Genomic DNA, 14084 nt, shown 5'->3' with positions numbered 1-14084 from the left:
TTTGGGATTACTTAAAAATATAATTGATTGATTAGGCTAAAAATGTATTTTGGTTTATTGACCAAGTAAAAAAAATTAAGTGGAAGTAGTATGTTAAATAATCCGAAGTTTTTTTAAATTTCTATCAACCGAAAGAGGAAAATCAAGTTATGAGTACAGTTGAAGAGCGTGTTCGCAAAATTGTTGTTGAACAACTAGGTGTTAAAGAAGAAGAGCTAAAGAATGATGCATCATTTGTCGATGATTTAGGTGCTGATTCTTTAGATACTGTGGAATTGGTTATGGCTCTTGAAGAAGAATTTGAAACAGAAATTCCTGATGAGAAAGCTGAAAAAATCACCACGATTCAAGAAGCGATTGATTATATTGAATCTAATTTAAATAAAGAAGAAGCATAACTATTTGCTTTTATCTCGTTCTCTCCCTTATGTACGAGGGAGAGAAATGGGAGCGTTTTACGAGGAGCTTTCATTGAATAAGCGGCGTATAGTCATTACTGGTATGGGTATGATTACCCCTGTCGGTCTTAATGTAGAAGAAACTTGGCGAAATATATTAGCTGGTGTAAGTGGTGTTGTTTTGGCAGATGAGTTTGATGCCAACGAATACAGCTCTCGCATTTGGGCTAAGGTTAAGAATTTTAATATTGAGAACTACGTTGCGCTTAAAGATGCGCGTAAAATGGATGCATTTACCCAATATGGTATTGCTGCAGCTGATGAAGCAATGCTGGATTCGGGATTGAAGATTGACGCAAATCTTTCAAATCGTATTGGTGTAGCTGTGGGTGCAGGTATTGGTGGCATCCAGACAATTACCAATAACCAGGATAAATTGATGGCGGGTGGCCCTCGAAAAGTTTCTCCATTTTTTATTCCAGCAGGTATCATAAATATGGTTGCTGGACAGATTTCAATTAGGCATCAGCTTAAAGGTCCCAATATTTCTGTTGTTACTGCCTGTACTACAGGAACACATAATATTGGTCTAGCTGCACGAATGATTGCTTATGGCGATGCCGATGTTATGTTATGTGGTGGGGCTGAAATGACCTTAACCCCACTTTGCTTAGCTGGATTTTCTGCAGTGCGATCTCTATCTAAACGTAATGATGAACCTGAAAAAGCATCAAGACCATTTGATAAAGATAGGGATGGTTTTGTTATGGGTGAGGGGGCAGGTGTTCTTGTGTTGGAAGAATACGAACATGCCAAAGCTCGAGGCGCAAAAATTTATGCTGAACTAGTAGGGTTTGGTATGTCTGGTGATGCTTTTCATATCACTGCTCCTGATGATGATGCTGATGGTGCTGCTCGTGCAATGGAAGCAGCCATACATGATGCAGGTATTGACCCTGAACAAGTTGATTATATCAATGCACATGGTACTTCGACCTATCTTAATGATTTAAATGAAACAAAAGCGATTAAGCGCATATTTAAACAACATGCTTATGATTTAGCTGTCAGTTCTACAAAATCAATGACAGGTCATTTATTGGGTGCTGCTGGTGCTGTGGAAGCAATATTTAGTGTTTTAGCAATTAGAGATCAAATTGCTCCGCCAACTATTAATCTGGATAATCCAGATGAGGGATGTGATTTGAATTATGTACCCCATACGCCCCAAAAACGATCTATAAATTATGTTCTGAGTAACTCACTCGGTTTTGGTGGAACAAATGGTAGCTTAATATTTAAGCGTGTATAAATGACGTTACCAAGACATAAAAAACTGGTACTTTATGTTCTAATGTTTTTTATGTCTTTTTTTATTTTCTTTTTGTTTACCTATATTCAAATTACTAAACCTATTGTTCCCAAGCAGAATTCTCCGGTCATTATTACTCTTGACCGAACTGCTTCGGCTTCACAATTTGTAAAAATATTAAAAGATAAAAATTTAATCCGTTCAAGTACAGTGCTTCTAACGATGATTCGTTTTTCAGGCTTGTCTTCTCAACTCAAAGCTGGCGTGTACCAAATAAATCCAGGTGAAACTGCAATGCAGTTAGTGCATCGAGTTGTAGCAGGAGATGTTTTAACGCAAAATTTTACAATTATTGCAGGGACAACCCAGCAAAAAATATCCCAAGATTTACTAAAAGCATCTTATTTGAATTATCGTCCAGAGGATTGGAATTTCATTAAAGATAATCATCCTAATGCTGAAGGACTATTGCTTGCTGACACCTATCAATATCGCGGTGGTAGTACAGGTAAAAGTTTGTTAGAGCATGCTCATCGTAATTTAATTAATTATTTGACTATGAGTTGGGTCAATAGAGCACCGAACTTGCCCTATAAAAATCCGTATGAATTGCTAATAGCGGCTTCAATAATTGAAAAGGAAACCGCTATTCCACAAGAACGCAAGCTTATTTCTGGCGTCATGATCAACCGTTTAAATAAAAATATGCCTTTGCAGATGGATCCGACGGTAATCTATGGTTTAGGAGCTGCATATAAGGGAAAATTATCTCATAACGATTTACTAATCGATTCACCTTATAATTCATACCATCATAGAGGATTGCCTCCAACACCGATTGCTATGGTTGGCAAAGAGTCATTAGATGCCGCAGCCCACCCTCAATTATCTAATTATTTATATTTTGTTGCTAAAGGGGATGGAGCTCATCAGTTCTCAGAAACTTACCAGCAACAAAAACAAGCAATTAATCAATATAAACGGAAGGATTTCTAATGTTGTTTTCAACCGGGAAGTTAATTGTTATTGAAGGATTGGAGGGGGCTGGTAAGTCCACTGCAATAAAGACGGTTATAGAACTGCTTGAAAAAAGACATATTAAAACCCTAACAACTAGAGAGCCAGGTGGTACAGTAATAGGTGAGATTCTACGTGATCTAATTAAAAATCCAGAATATAGGGATATTTTGGATGATCGAAGCGAGTTGTTATTACTCTATACAGCCAGAATTCAGCTTCTCGAGGAAGTTATTAAGCCTTCATTGCGTCAGGGAATTTGGGTTATTGCAGACCGGTTTGAATTATCAACTATGGCATATCAAGGTGGTGGAAGGGGATTAGATCAAGAAGTGATTAATCAATTATCTTCTTTTGCACTGCGGGGATTTAAACCGGATTTGACTTTATATTTGGATATTGGCCCTGAAGAAGGAATGACTCGAGTTAAATCTAGAGGCGAGATTGACAGGATTGAGCAGCAATCGATTGATTTTTTTCATCGAGTCCATGAAAGCTATATTCGGCATGTTGAAATGAGCTCGAATACGGTAACTATCGATGCGCGACACTCATTACAGGAAGTGCAACAGGCTATTCGACATACAATGAATGAATTTATAGAGCAGCAGCAATGAGTGATAGCAAGGAGCTGCAGAACCTTTCCTCACTTGATGAAAAGAACAGGTATCAATCACAATGGGACCAGATTCAATCTGCGTGGGTAAATCATCGTATTCCTCAATCGATGTTATGTGTTGGAGCATTTGATTATGCCTTTAAAGATTTTGTCAGAAAGTTAACTCAATTGATTTTCTGTAAAAAGAAAGAAAAGGAACCTTGTTTTCAATGTGCCGATTGTCAAATGGTTGCTCGTGGCGAACATCCTGATGTGCAGTGGGTTAAACCAGAAAAAAGTGGTGGACCAATTAAAATCGATCAAATCAGAGAATTACAAAGTTATGCTTATTTAACTCCCCAGCGAGCCCAATATCGTCTGATTGTGATTGAATCTGCCGAACGAATGAACACCGCTGCTGCAAACTCATTACTAAAAATTTTGGAAGAACCTGCACAACAAACCATATTTTTACTTTTAGCTCAACAATTAAGTACTTTATTACCTACAGTTTTAAGTAGATGTCAGATCGTACGTTTTGCATCGCCTGATGATTTATTACGTACTAATTTTTTGCGATTGGCTGAGTATTTTCCCGAAGAGTCGGAGCAGGCGATGATTATTAAACAATCTGAATTTATTTTGGATGGAATAATAGCTGTAATGGAACAAAGGCAACATCCAAGTATGGTGGCAGCCAAATGGAGTCAGTTTGAGTTTGGTGCATTACTGTGGCTTCTTTATTTAGTGTATGCGCAAATACAGGTGATGCAAATTAATGGCGCAGTAGCAACGGGACCAGCTATTCACCAGTTAAACCATTTAATGTCTAAAATAGATTCCATAACGATTTTTTCTCAAATCGACAAAATAAATACATTACAACGAAAATTAAGCCATAATATGAATGTAAATCAAACTTTGGCATTAGAAGATTTATTACTGGGACTATATAGTGAATCAAAGGTTTTCCGATAAAAAACGGGATGAACATTTGCTCTGATTGGAAATCCAGGATGTTTAAAGGAGATCTGTGATGGAATCTATACAACAGATTAGTTGCTCGTTTATTAATGAATCAGCGCTGTATCTGGCTTATATGCCTTTTGTAAAAGGAGGCGGGCTATTTATCCGAACTAATTCGAATTATGAGTTTGGTTCAATAGTCAAGCTCTTGGTTAAATTAATGGATGAAGATGAGCTCTATGTAGTTGATGGTAAAGTGGTTTGGATTACACCTAAAGGAGCCCAAGGTAATAAAGTGCCAGGTGTTGGAGTGCAATTTATTGGGGAAAATAGCCGTTATTTGTGTAATAAAATAGAGACCTATCTAGCAGGCATGTTAAAATCTTCTCAGTTAACAGATACAATGTAAATTAATTCAGCGTAAAAAAATAATTCCTATTGTCTTATGTTTGAGTTGATCAATATTTTATGAGGTTACTCCATGTTAGTTGATTCGCATTGTCATTTAAATTTTCTTGATTTATCTGATTTTAAAAATGATATGGCTAATGTCCTAGCGCAAGCAAAAGAAAATGACGTGCAGCATTTTTTATGTGTTTGTGTTGAACTAAATGACTATCCCAAATTAGAACAACTTGCCGCTGAATACCCTGATATCAGTATTTCAGTGGGAGTTCATCCAAATACTGAAATGGAATTTCCAGTTACGTCGCAAATGTTATGTGATTTAGCAGCGAATCCAGCATGTATTGCGATAGGTGAAACAGGTTTGGATTATTATCGAACCCATACTGAAGAAGCACGAGAGGTGCAGCGCAACTTATTTAGAGAGCATATAAAGGCTGCTTTAAAATCTTCGAAGCCATTGATTATTCATACTCGGCAAGCGGCAGAAGATACAATAGCATTAATGGCAGAGGAAAATGCCCAAAAAATTGGCGGCGTAATGCATTGTTTTGCCGAGAGCTTAGACATAGCACATAAAGCCATGGATTTAAATTTTTATATTTCATTTTCAGGAATTGTTACCTTTAAAAACGCAATTGCACTTCAAGAGGTAGCTCGAAAAGTGCCTTTGGATAGAATACTTATTGAAACAGATGCACCTTATTTGGCCCCTGTCCCATATCGTGGCAAACAAAATCATCCTGCTCTTGTGAAGTATGTAGCCCAGGCTATAGCAGATCTTCGTAATATGACGTTTGATGAGATAGCTGAAATTACCACAAATAACTTTTATACTTGTTTCAGATTGTAGGATATTTTTAGTTTGGATGAGTTTGGGCCTGGGTGCTCGCGACGCGAAACCCGGGTTACTCTATCAAAAATTTTCTAGGTACCGCTTCACTGCGCCCAGGCTAAAATCTACTCGTTCTAATATAATTTAGTGATGATGTGAGGAGCAATTAATGTCTTTGTATATAGGTTTGATGTCTGGAACAAGTATGGATGGTATTGATACCGCGCTTGTCGATGTATCAAAAAATATTCTGCTTTGTGGAATCACTAAAAAATACAGTAAAGAAGTGAAAACTCGTATTGAGAGGCTGCTTTCTGGCTCAGATTTAAGTCTTGCTTCTATTTGCCAATTGAATACATTAATCGGAAAAGAGTTTGCATATGCAGTTAATGAACTGTTGCAAAAAGTAAAATTATCAGCCAATGATATTTGCGCCATTGGAAGTCATGGTCAAACTGTGTGTCATGATACCACTTGCGATATTCCATATACCCTACAGTTAGGATGTGCCCATACTATTTCTGAATTAACGGGAATCACTGTTGTAGCAGATTTTAGGACTCGTGATTTAGTGTTAGGAGGGCAAGGGGCACCATTCGCTCCTCTTTATCATCAGCAATTGTTTAAAGATGAAAATAACTATATTGCTGTAGTAAACATAGGTGGCATTGCCAATATTACTTTTATTAATGCGAGTGAACCAATTAAAGGCTGGGACATAGGACCTGGAAATTGTTTAATGGATGCATGGATTATGAAACACCAAGGATTAGCTTATGATGCAGAAGGGGCATGGGCACAGCAGGGCGAAGTGATTGAACCACTTCTTGAAACACTAATGTCTGATTCTTTTATTATTTCTTCAGCCCCCAAAAGTATAGGTAAAGAATATTTTTCTTTATCATGGCTAGAACGTTATTTAAAAGAAGGATATCGACCTGTAGATATACAAAAGACCCTGCTTGCATTTACTGCTAAAACAATTACAGTTGCAGTATTAAACGAAAAAGAACATGTCAAAAGAATGTACTTGTGTGGCGGAGGCGCCCACAATCTTGCTTTATTACAATTGATTGCTCAATTATTGCCGCAGACTAGTGTAATGAGCATTTCTGAAGTTGGTATTAGTCCCGATTATTTGGAAGCGATGATGTTTGCCTGGTTTGCTGCTCAAACGGTTAATCGAATTCCAGTGGATTTAAGTACTATTACTGGCTCACGACGCCCTGTGATTTTGGGTGCAATTTATCCAGTAACCAAATAATTTTAAAGAAAAAATTTGGGTGCGGTGCAGCAAAACCCGGGTTAAACATAAAACTTGCCCTATATTATCTTCTATATGTCTTTTATGTATTAAGAACGTATTGACAAAATTAATACGTATAGGCTTAAATGTGGAATTTCAAACGGAGTGACCTTAAATTGAGCGAAAACCATTCAGATAAAACACATCAAGGAGCGAGCACAAGTCTTGCAGCCGCTTATTTTATTTTCTTCCTTGCCGCATCTTTTTATTTATACGAGTTTATTTTGCAAGTAGCACCAAGTGTTATGGCTGAATCCATGATGAAAACTTTTGGGGTTACCGGTCAAGGGTTTGGGGTTATATCTGCTTTTTATTTTTACGCATATGCTCCAACGCAATTACCTGCAGGTGTGTTATATGATCGTTATGGTCCACGTAAATTAATGACTTTTGCTATTATCCTGTGTGCGCTTGGGTCCGCTTTTTTTGCATCAACAGACAGTGTGCTAACGGCATGTATTGGAAGGTTTCTTATTGGAATTGGCTCTGCATTTTCATTTATTGGTGTGCTGGTCCTTTTATCACGTTGGTTTCCTCCTTATTATTTTGCCATTTTGGCAGGGGTAGCCCAACTGATGAGTTCGGTAGGTGCTATCTTTGGCGAAATGCCTCTTGCCTATTTAATTCAAGCTGTAGGATGGCGTAATGCAAGTTTTATTCTTTCGATTATTGGCTTTATTTTAGCAGCATTTTTTTGGTTGTATATCAGAGATTACCCACACCAGAAGAGTCAATCAGTTCCTGAGCATTACCTAAGGGATGAATGGAAACGACTTCTTGCTGTATGCAAACATAGTTATACTTGGATAATAGGATCTTATGCTTTTACGATATGGGCTCCCATCGCAGTTTTTGCTGCACTCTGGGGTGTTCCATATTTACAAGAAAAATTGCAAATAAGCGTGGTAGCTGCTTCAGGATTATGCAGTATGATTTGGATTGGAATAGGTGTCGGGAGTCCTCTTTTAGGATGGTTCAGTGATAAGATTGAAAGTCGACGTATTGCTCTGATTATTAGTTCAGTTTTAGGCTTGTTTGCAACATTGGTTCTATTGTATTTGCCTGGATTATCTTATGGATGGACTCCCATTATTCTCTTTGTACTGGGATTAGGAGCAGGTGGACAAACGGTAAGTTTTGCAGTGGTCAAAGAAAATAACGCACCTGATTTGGTTGGTACTGCTTCAGGTTTTAATAATCTTTCTGTAGTGATAGGCGGTGCTATATTCCAGCCATTGGTAGGTTACATATTACAGCATACTAACTTATGGCATGTTGTGAATGGGGCACATGTATATAGTGTTGCAAGTTACCAAATTGCCTTAATGGTAATGCCAATATGTTTTTTAGCCAGTTTGTTGATTGCTACCTTCTTACTCAAAGAGTCTCATCCAGCTCATCGGTAGCATTAACCTTAATTGTCCCAACTCATCTTTTCAATAAAGGAAAAGATGAGTTGGTCTATTCTCAAGATCCTAACTTAAGGTCACATAAAGGAAGTAATAAGTCCGAGTTAGGCGTGTCCTTTTTATCTTTCGGTGTAAACCATAATAAAGCACATTTTTCTTTATAAAAAATATAACTTGCTTCATTCAATCTACTTAAATATTTTTGCTTAGCATATGCATCATAGCAGTTTTCATCATGCGCGATACGATTAAATTTTTCATCAAAAGCATTTAACTTTGTGGCTAAAAATTTTGCTGCGTCCGAAGTGTCCCAAGCGCTGGACAGGATCGTAGTAATATTATTAGGGTAAGTAAAAATATGATCCTCAAAAGAGTCAAACAGAATATCCCATAAACTTAATCCTTCAAAAGGGCCTTTAATTTGTGAGATTGTTTGCACAAATTGGCAAGTTGTCTGAGCATACAATTTCAAAATTCCTTCTTTTCGTGCTTCTTCTAAAAGAAAAAACTGAATGGAGTGAGCCCATTTTCCATGCTTGGGACCTGCACCCGCGTCAGCAGATAAATAACCATTTCTTAGTAGGATGTTATTAAACAGGTCAGCTGTCAACTCACCATACAGAACAGGAGTGTGTTTGGGATATTGGAACTGCGGGCTGGTTTTAAATTCTTTACTAATCTCAAAAGATTCCGGCATGTTAAAATGATTTTTGCTGCCCCATTCATCGAAAAATTGGCGTAACGTTTTCTTTTCATGCTGGGTAAATGCAAAATATGCTATAACAAATTTTTTCAAGCCTTTAAATACCAGGTCTTCATTGCAAAGAAAACTCCAGATGGCAATAATATCTTCTTTAAGATGATTGTCTAGCTCAGTGTAACCTAAGTCTCGTAAGTTTTGTTCGTAATCATTTGTATCTTCTTTTCCTGTTTGTATGAGTTCAACAGTCATAATTTTTACTCCCTTGTAAAATATAACCTAACGAGCCTTGGTCTATTGATACTTAGATTGTTGCACAATGAGAACAAACAAAAACGATTCTCTTTGTTAATTGAAACACAATACTAATCATTAATTTTTATTTATGTAAAATGATTGATCTTATAGTATTTAATTGTTTCCGTAAATTCAATGATTATACTGATTGATGCTTAATTAAAAGCAGTAGATTTTATGCCAGCACAATAGCGCGTACTGTTCCTGCGAACGCGGGGGGTAAATGATTATCCTGACCAGGGGAGGGAATGTATGAAAGTGCCGGTTCTAGGTAAACATTAGCCATTAATTTTGCCTGGTAATAAATTTGATACATTAACTCAGAGGAGCGGTTCGTGATTCTGTGATTGAGCCAAGCAAGAGAAAATCCTGCACCTAAAGAGTCGCCTTCACGGTTTGCAATAAGGCCAAATAGAGTAAAGCCTGCGCCAATGGATCGCTTCATTGATAAAACACTGGAATTATTGATACTCAATTGATAAAACGCAGAAATACCGCTTATGTCATATCCAGGGTGGCGATACCATAAACGTTGAGAACCAAATAAATAAGCACCAGTCGCTCCCATTTCGGATAGATTGTGTTGACGAATCAAACCTGTCTGATGCCATACTCCTATTCCTGCCGTACCAGGTCGATGGTTCTTACCTAGAGTCCAGGCCCCACCAGTTTCACTTACCTGGAAATAGTTCCCATTGAAAGTTGGGCCACTTAAACCTGTTTGTTTGCCACTGGCTAAATTGCCATCATATATTCCATAAGAAAGATACCATTGAGCAATTGGAGCCCAGGTCGCAGTAATGCCATATGCTGTATTCGTATAGCCAGGCATGACTCCATCTACTGCTGGATTAATAAAAATCGGAGTATAAATTAAGCTTGTTACCGCAGGAATATTAGGTTCATCGGAGCTAAGAGGGGCGGGTTTGATTACATTATTAAAATCAAGCGTAGTGATGGTTTTGCCAATTCGAACAAACATTTTCTTATCAAAAAGTTCTTGTCTATACCACAGAGCATAAAGCTCGGAACGATTAAAAGGGTAAACATCGGGTAATGAGTTATAACCTTGAATAATGCCTGCTTGGGCATTTGTATTTTGTGCATTTTGTTGCAGAAACTGGGCACTAAATAACCCGCCTTTCCATCCATTAAATTGCTCCGTGTCTACAGTAAGATCCAATAAAAACACGCTGTTTGATGTGACACGATCAGCATCGGGTATTCCTCCTGAAAATAATTTATTCGTGTCACCAATCCAGGCACCCTGGACCATAATCCCGTGATTATTTTCAATACCTAGTTTTTTCTGTAAGTAACGTTGAATTGCACCCGAACCAGTGGTTACGTTGACTGCAGCAGGGTTGGAGCTGATACTGGAGTTGTTAGTTACATATTTGGGTTTAGTTGATTTTGACGAAATGGACTCGGAGGTTTTTGCATTCACAATATCAATGCAATTTATCAGAATAAACAAGATAAAAAATAGAAATCGAATCATAATTTTTCTTTTAAAAGCATTGATATACACATGTTTTTTTACATCTTTTACCATATCGCTTTCTAAAACCAGATTCAATATCTTTAGGCTAAATCAGATCTTAAAACCATGGTACTTAGTACATATTAATGACTATTTATAAGCCTGCAGACTAAATAGTCCACAAGCTTAGATGAGTATTGATGGACTAACAGCCGGCTCCAGAAACCAGTACTGCTGATGCAAGTTGGTCCTGATTTAAAATATAGGTTTTATTGGGAACAATATTGACCCAGTTTGTAAGTAAGTCGGGCTCCTTTTGGTCTGTTGACCATACTACTACTCTAAAGTACTGTGCCTGATTAGGTAGATTGAGTTCGATTTGCCCTTTTTGAGAAAGAGTCTTTAGGGATCTAGAGTCCAATTTTGAACCATTGATGATGGATCTATTGCGCTCTTGAATGGCCTCTGCTGATGCTGCCCATTGTATTGCAATTTTTCCTTCATTATTTTTTGCAGGGTAATTTGTTTTATTATCAAGCACAATTGGGGTGGCTAAGGCAGCTGAAGCCATCAAATATAAGTATAAGTAAACTGAGATCTTATTCATTATTTCACCTAAATGTTACTCAACAATTTTGCCTTCTTGGGGCTCACAGGTTGCCTTTTCATTGACCTTGGGCACTGTTAGCGGGAACTTGCCTTCAGAGCTAAGCGTGGTTGTCTTCCCATAGCGTATGAAGGCTTCTTTAGGAATATGAACAGCTACGTTTTTAATGACATTAACCGCTTCGGGAATATTGAAATCTCCTACCATACTTAAAAATTGATAACTTTCTTGTGGAGTGAACCCTTGAGTGCGTACTAAAAAGTCAATTGCATTCCTGGAGGCAAGCTGCATCGCTTCAAACAGGTTTTCATGTAACCCCATTATTATCCATTCCTCAGCATTTTCGACAATAGGCCATGTGAATAAATTACTTCCATTTCGTTTGGTTTTATCAAATACTCCTTCGGCTTTTAAGTCTTTTCTTACAATAAATTGCAGGGTTATTCCTTCATAGGAGGTCTCCAGTGCTGTGACATCAATCTCTCCATTACTCTGCATCGCATGCGAATCACCTGTCCAAACCAACGCACCTTTTTGAAAAACGGGCAGATAAAGAATGGATCCAGCTTGCAGGCTTGGCTGATCGAGGTTTCCTCCAAAAGGACCTGGAGGGACTGAGTTAAATTGTCCTGGAACAGGTTGGCCCATATGAGTTTCTAAATTCACAGGCCATCCATCAGGCCAATCTCGAGGCGGGGCAACTGCAATAACTCCTGGAAAAGGCTTTAGGCGTAAGCATATGCCTTTGGTGAACTCGGTGGAGTTTTTTTCTTTGTTATATTTGAAGTACATAATTCTTGGTTTAGTAAACTCTGATAAAATTCCTTGTGTTGGGCTTAAAAAGTTGTATCCAAAATCATTTAATTTGATATCTAATACTCGAATCTCGAGTACATCCCCGGGCTCTGCTTCTTCAATATAAACAGGACCGGTTAAGCTATGCATACCTCGTCTTTTTTGAATGTCATGTTTTGTATAGAATTTTGCAATTTCAGCCGGTGTTGTTTTATTAAAGACCATTTCATGCAAACAACTATTCCAAGTTTCTAAAGACACAGAATCTCCAGAGTGAACTTTAACTACAGGTGTTTTATCCATTGTAAAAAGGCCGAGTGTTACAGTGTCTTTTGTGGCTGCAACTCTGTATGTTTCTGCCGAAACAGTGGAGATAAATGCAGTTGCAATGAATAAAGAGAATAGTTGGATTTTCTTTAGCATTTCTTGTCCTTAAGAATAAATGATGGCAATAAAGAGCATTGGATAACTTAATAGATTTAATATGAATTTAATAAAAATTCAAGTTAGAGTTATCGTTATTAAAACCATTATGAGTTGTCTTCATAATTTAAGCTTGTTTTGTTCTATTTAGCTTATATGGGAGTCTTTGTGCAGATACTTTAAGATCTTTAACTCTATAGTAAAGAGCAACATTAGGATACATAGTGTCTCGACTATGCGTTAAATTGTATCACCCAAATCGGCATTACTTTTATCTGCAACCGGATTTTTGGGTAAAAAAGTTAAACCTATAAATACCAGGAAGATAAACTCGATTGCATTACAATAAAGACCAAAATGAAGGTTATTATGCTGCTTATAAAATAAATTGGCTACTTCTGTTCCTATCGCACCAACAACCATGACACATAGGCTAACTAGTGCAGAGGCAGTACCCTTGCTTACCGGAGTTACAAAAAGGCAGTATCTGTTTAAAGGCGCACTAATAACACTCAGTGCAAAAAAGTAAATAATTGTTCCAGGAAGCAAATAATAATAGGCATTACCAAAAAGATAGGGAAGCAAAGAAGTTAAAACTGCTCCAACCATCAGGATAATACATCCTAGAAAAACTATTTGTTTAATTTTGTACTCATACGTTAATTTGTGTAAAAACCAATTGCCTAAAATGGTTGCACCAAATACTGGAAGTTGCCAAAGCCCATATTGAATTACTGTAAGTTTTGCCTCAACAATAAAAATAATAGGTGCTAATGCAATCCAGGCAATACAGGGAATGCCGACTGTACCTGCCGCTAAAGTTGCAAAACAAAATGTTCTATTGGTAAACAAGTCCTTATAGTTCCGTAGCACTTTATTTGCTGAGAATTTAGTTTTGGGCGTTAACTCACCATTTCTCTTCATTTGGCCTATCGGCTCAGGCATATATCGCCATAATCCCCATAATACAATAAGAGCGCCTAGTGCAATAGCCACAAAGATGTAACGCCATGAAGTATAATGAATGACCATCGCCCCAATAAGAGGTCCAAGTAATGGCGCAAGGATCGCAATATTAGCCATAATGGCTATTAAGCGAATCGCATCCATTTCTTCGAAAATCTCCTGAATGGTTGCATAGCCTATTACTCCAATAAAGCATAAGCCCATGCCTTGAAAAAAGCGCGCAATTAAAAATTGACTCATCGAATTCGAGCAAGCAATAAATAAAGTGAAAATAAAAAATAGAAATGCTCCAAGTATCATCATCGGTCTACGTCCATAACTATCGGATATAGGCCCTAAGAGAATCTGTAAGCTTGCGCCACCGAGAATATAAACGCTCAAAGAGGTAGCTACAGCCGATTCTGGTGCATGAAATGAACGAACTACTTGAACCATGCCAGGCATGATCATGTCGTTTGCTATATAAGTTAGAAACTCATACATGACAAAAAAGCAGGTAAATATAAGCGCCTGTTTTTTTGTTATAGGAATAAGGGGTTCAGTCATAGCAAGAGCCCTTTTTGTTTA

Annotated in this window: 14 protein-coding genes; 9 read left to right on the top strand and 5 right to left on the bottom strand. The window is 37.5% G+C overall.

The window, feature by feature from the left end:
* The first annotated feature begins 149 nt into the window (after positions 1 to 149).
* From acpP to BW930_RS02895, 9 genes are all read left to right on the top strand, one after another.
* The gene (acpP, locus tag BW930_RS02935; RefSeq protein WP_003631752.1) at positions 150 to 398 is read left to right on the top strand and encodes an acyl carrier protein; all 249 of its coding nucleotides are present in this window, start codon (positions 150 to 152) and stop codon (positions 396 to 398) included.
* 73 nt (positions 399 to 471) lie between these two features.
* Positions 472 to 1710, top strand: a complete 1239-nt coding sequence (fabF, locus tag BW930_RS02930) for a beta-ketoacyl-ACP synthase II (RefSeq protein ID WP_058469198.1) — start codon at positions 472 to 474, stop codon at positions 1708 to 1710.
* Positions 1711 to 2706 carry an endolytic transglycosylase MltG gene (gene mltG, locus BW930_RS02925; protein ID WP_058469049.1) on the top strand — a complete coding sequence of 332 codons (996 nt, stop codon included), beginning with the start codon at positions 1711 to 1713 and terminating at the stop codon, positions 2704 to 2706. It begins immediately after the preceding gene.
* A complete protein-coding gene (gene tmk / locus BW930_RS02920; protein WP_058469048.1) occupies positions 2706 to 3344 on the top strand; it encodes a dTMP kinase in 639 nt (212 codons plus the stop codon). Before mltG ends, tmk begins: the two co-directional genes overlap by 1 nt.
* Positions 3341 to 4303 carry a DNA polymerase III subunit delta' C-terminal domain-containing protein gene (locus BW930_RS02915; protein WP_058469047.1) on the top strand — a complete coding sequence of 321 codons (963 nt, stop codon included), beginning with the start codon at positions 3341 to 3343 and terminating at the stop codon, positions 4301 to 4303. Before tmk ends, BW930_RS02915 begins: the two co-directional genes overlap by 4 nt.
* A gap of 58 nt (positions 4304 to 4361) precedes the next feature.
* Positions 4362 to 4700 carry a PilZ domain-containing protein gene (locus tag BW930_RS02910; protein ID WP_058469046.1) on the top strand — a complete coding sequence of 113 codons (339 nt, stop codon included), beginning with the start codon at positions 4362 to 4364 and terminating at the stop codon, positions 4698 to 4700.
* A 72-nt stretch (positions 4701 to 4772) separates the two neighbouring features.
* Positions 4773 to 5549, top strand: coding sequence for a TatD family hydrolase (locus BW930_RS02905; protein WP_058469045.1), 777 nt, complete (start codon positions 4773 to 4775; stop codon positions 5547 to 5549).
* Positions 5550 to 5700: 151 nt separating this feature from the next.
* Positions 5701 to 6795 (top strand): anhydro-N-acetylmuramic acid kinase, encoded by a 1095-nt coding sequence (locus tag BW930_RS02900; RefSeq protein ID WP_058469044.1) that lies wholly within the window; start codon positions 5701 to 5703, stop codon positions 6793 to 6795.
* A 158-nt stretch (positions 6796 to 6953) separates the two neighbouring features.
* Positions 6954 to 8243, top strand: a complete 1290-nt coding sequence (locus BW930_RS02895) for an MFS transporter (protein ID WP_058469197.1) — start codon at positions 6954 to 6956, stop codon at positions 8241 to 8243.
* 61 nt (positions 8244 to 8304) lie between these two features.
* Here the strand turns inward: BW930_RS02895 and BW930_RS02890 are convergent, their stop codons facing one another.
* From BW930_RS02890 to BW930_RS02870, 5 genes are all read right to left on the bottom strand, one after another.
* On the bottom strand, positions 8305 to 9198 hold the full coding sequence (locus BW930_RS02890; protein WP_058469043.1) for a LirA/MavJ family T4SS effector: 894 nt from the start codon (positions 9196 to 9198) through the stop codon (positions 8305 to 8307).
* Positions 9199 to 9418: 220 nt separating this feature from the next.
* The gene (locus BW930_RS02885) at positions 9419 to 10744 is read right to left on the bottom strand and encodes a carbohydrate porin (protein ID WP_058469196.1); all 1326 of its coding nucleotides are present in this window, start codon (positions 10742 to 10744) and stop codon (positions 9419 to 9421) included.
* A gap of 187 nt (positions 10745 to 10931) precedes the next feature.
* Positions 10932 to 11333: a hypothetical protein gene (locus BW930_RS02880; protein WP_058469042.1), complete on the bottom strand. Its 402-nt coding sequence runs from the start codon at positions 11331 to 11333 to the stop codon at positions 10932 to 10934.
* A 15-nt stretch (positions 11334 to 11348) separates the two neighbouring features.
* The gene (locus tag BW930_RS02875; protein WP_058469041.1) at positions 11349 to 12551 is read right to left on the bottom strand and encodes an acetamidase/formamidase family protein; all 1203 of its coding nucleotides are present in this window, start codon (positions 12549 to 12551) and stop codon (positions 11349 to 11351) included.
* A 240-nt stretch (positions 12552 to 12791) separates the two neighbouring features.
* The gene (locus BW930_RS02870) at positions 12792 to 14063 is read right to left on the bottom strand and encodes an MFS transporter (RefSeq protein ID WP_058469040.1); all 1272 of its coding nucleotides are present in this window, start codon (positions 14061 to 14063) and stop codon (positions 12792 to 12794) included.
* Positions 14064 to 14084: the final 21 nt, after the last annotated feature.

It is taken from the genome of Fluoribacter gormanii (genome assembly GCF_900156395.1).
In the GTDB taxonomy this organism is placed as follows: Bacteria; Pseudomonadota; Gammaproteobacteria; order Legionellales; family Legionellaceae; genus Legionella; species Legionella gormanii.
The sequence above is the reverse complement of the archived record's forward strand: the minus strand, read 5'-3'. Positions and strand labels throughout refer to the sequence as shown.

What these genes read in the sequence shown, in the direction of transcription:
- acpP (WP_003631752.1), top strand. Translation starts at nt 150, where the DNA reads ATGAGTACAGTTGAAGAGCGTGTTCGCAAAATTGTTGTTGAACAACTA.
- mltG (WP_058469049.1), top strand. Translation starts at nt 1,711, where the DNA reads ATGACGTTACCAAGACATAAAAAACTGGTACTTTATGTTCTAATGTTT.
- tmk (WP_058469048.1), top strand. Translation starts at nt 2,706, where the DNA reads ATGTTGTTTTCAACCGGGAAGTTAATTGTTATTGAAGGATTGGAGGGG.
- BW930_RS02915 (WP_058469047.1), top strand. Translation starts at nt 3,341, where the DNA reads ATGAGTGATAGCAAGGAGCTGCAGAACCTTTCCTCACTTGATGAAAAG.
- BW930_RS02910 (WP_058469046.1), top strand. Translation starts at nt 4,362, where the DNA reads ATGGAATCTATACAACAGATTAGTTGCTCGTTTATTAATGAATCAGCG.
- BW930_RS02905 (WP_058469045.1), top strand. Translation starts at nt 4,773, where the DNA reads ATGTTAGTTGATTCGCATTGTCATTTAAATTTTCTTGATTTATCTGAT.
- BW930_RS02900 (WP_058469044.1), top strand. Translation starts at nt 5,701, where the DNA reads ATGTCTTTGTATATAGGTTTGATGTCTGGAACAAGTATGGATGGTATT.
- BW930_RS02890 (WP_058469043.1), bottom strand. Translation starts at nt 9,198, where the DNA reads ATGACTGTTGAACTCATACAAACAGGAAAAGAAGATACAAATGATTAC.
- BW930_RS02885 (WP_058469196.1), bottom strand. Translation starts at nt 10,744, where the DNA reads ATGATTCGATTTCTATTTTTTATCTTGTTTATTCTGATAAATTGCATT.
- BW930_RS02880 (WP_058469042.1), bottom strand. Translation starts at nt 11,333, where the DNA reads ATGAATAAGATCTCAGTTTACTTATACTTATATTTGATGGCTTCAGCT.
- BW930_RS02875 (WP_058469041.1), bottom strand. Translation starts at nt 12,551, where the DNA reads ATGCTAAAGAAAATCCAACTATTCTCTTTATTCATTGCAACTGCATTT.
- BW930_RS02870 (WP_058469040.1), bottom strand. Translation starts at nt 14,063, where the DNA reads ATGACTGAACCCCTTATTCCTATAACAAAAAAACAGGCGCTTATATTT.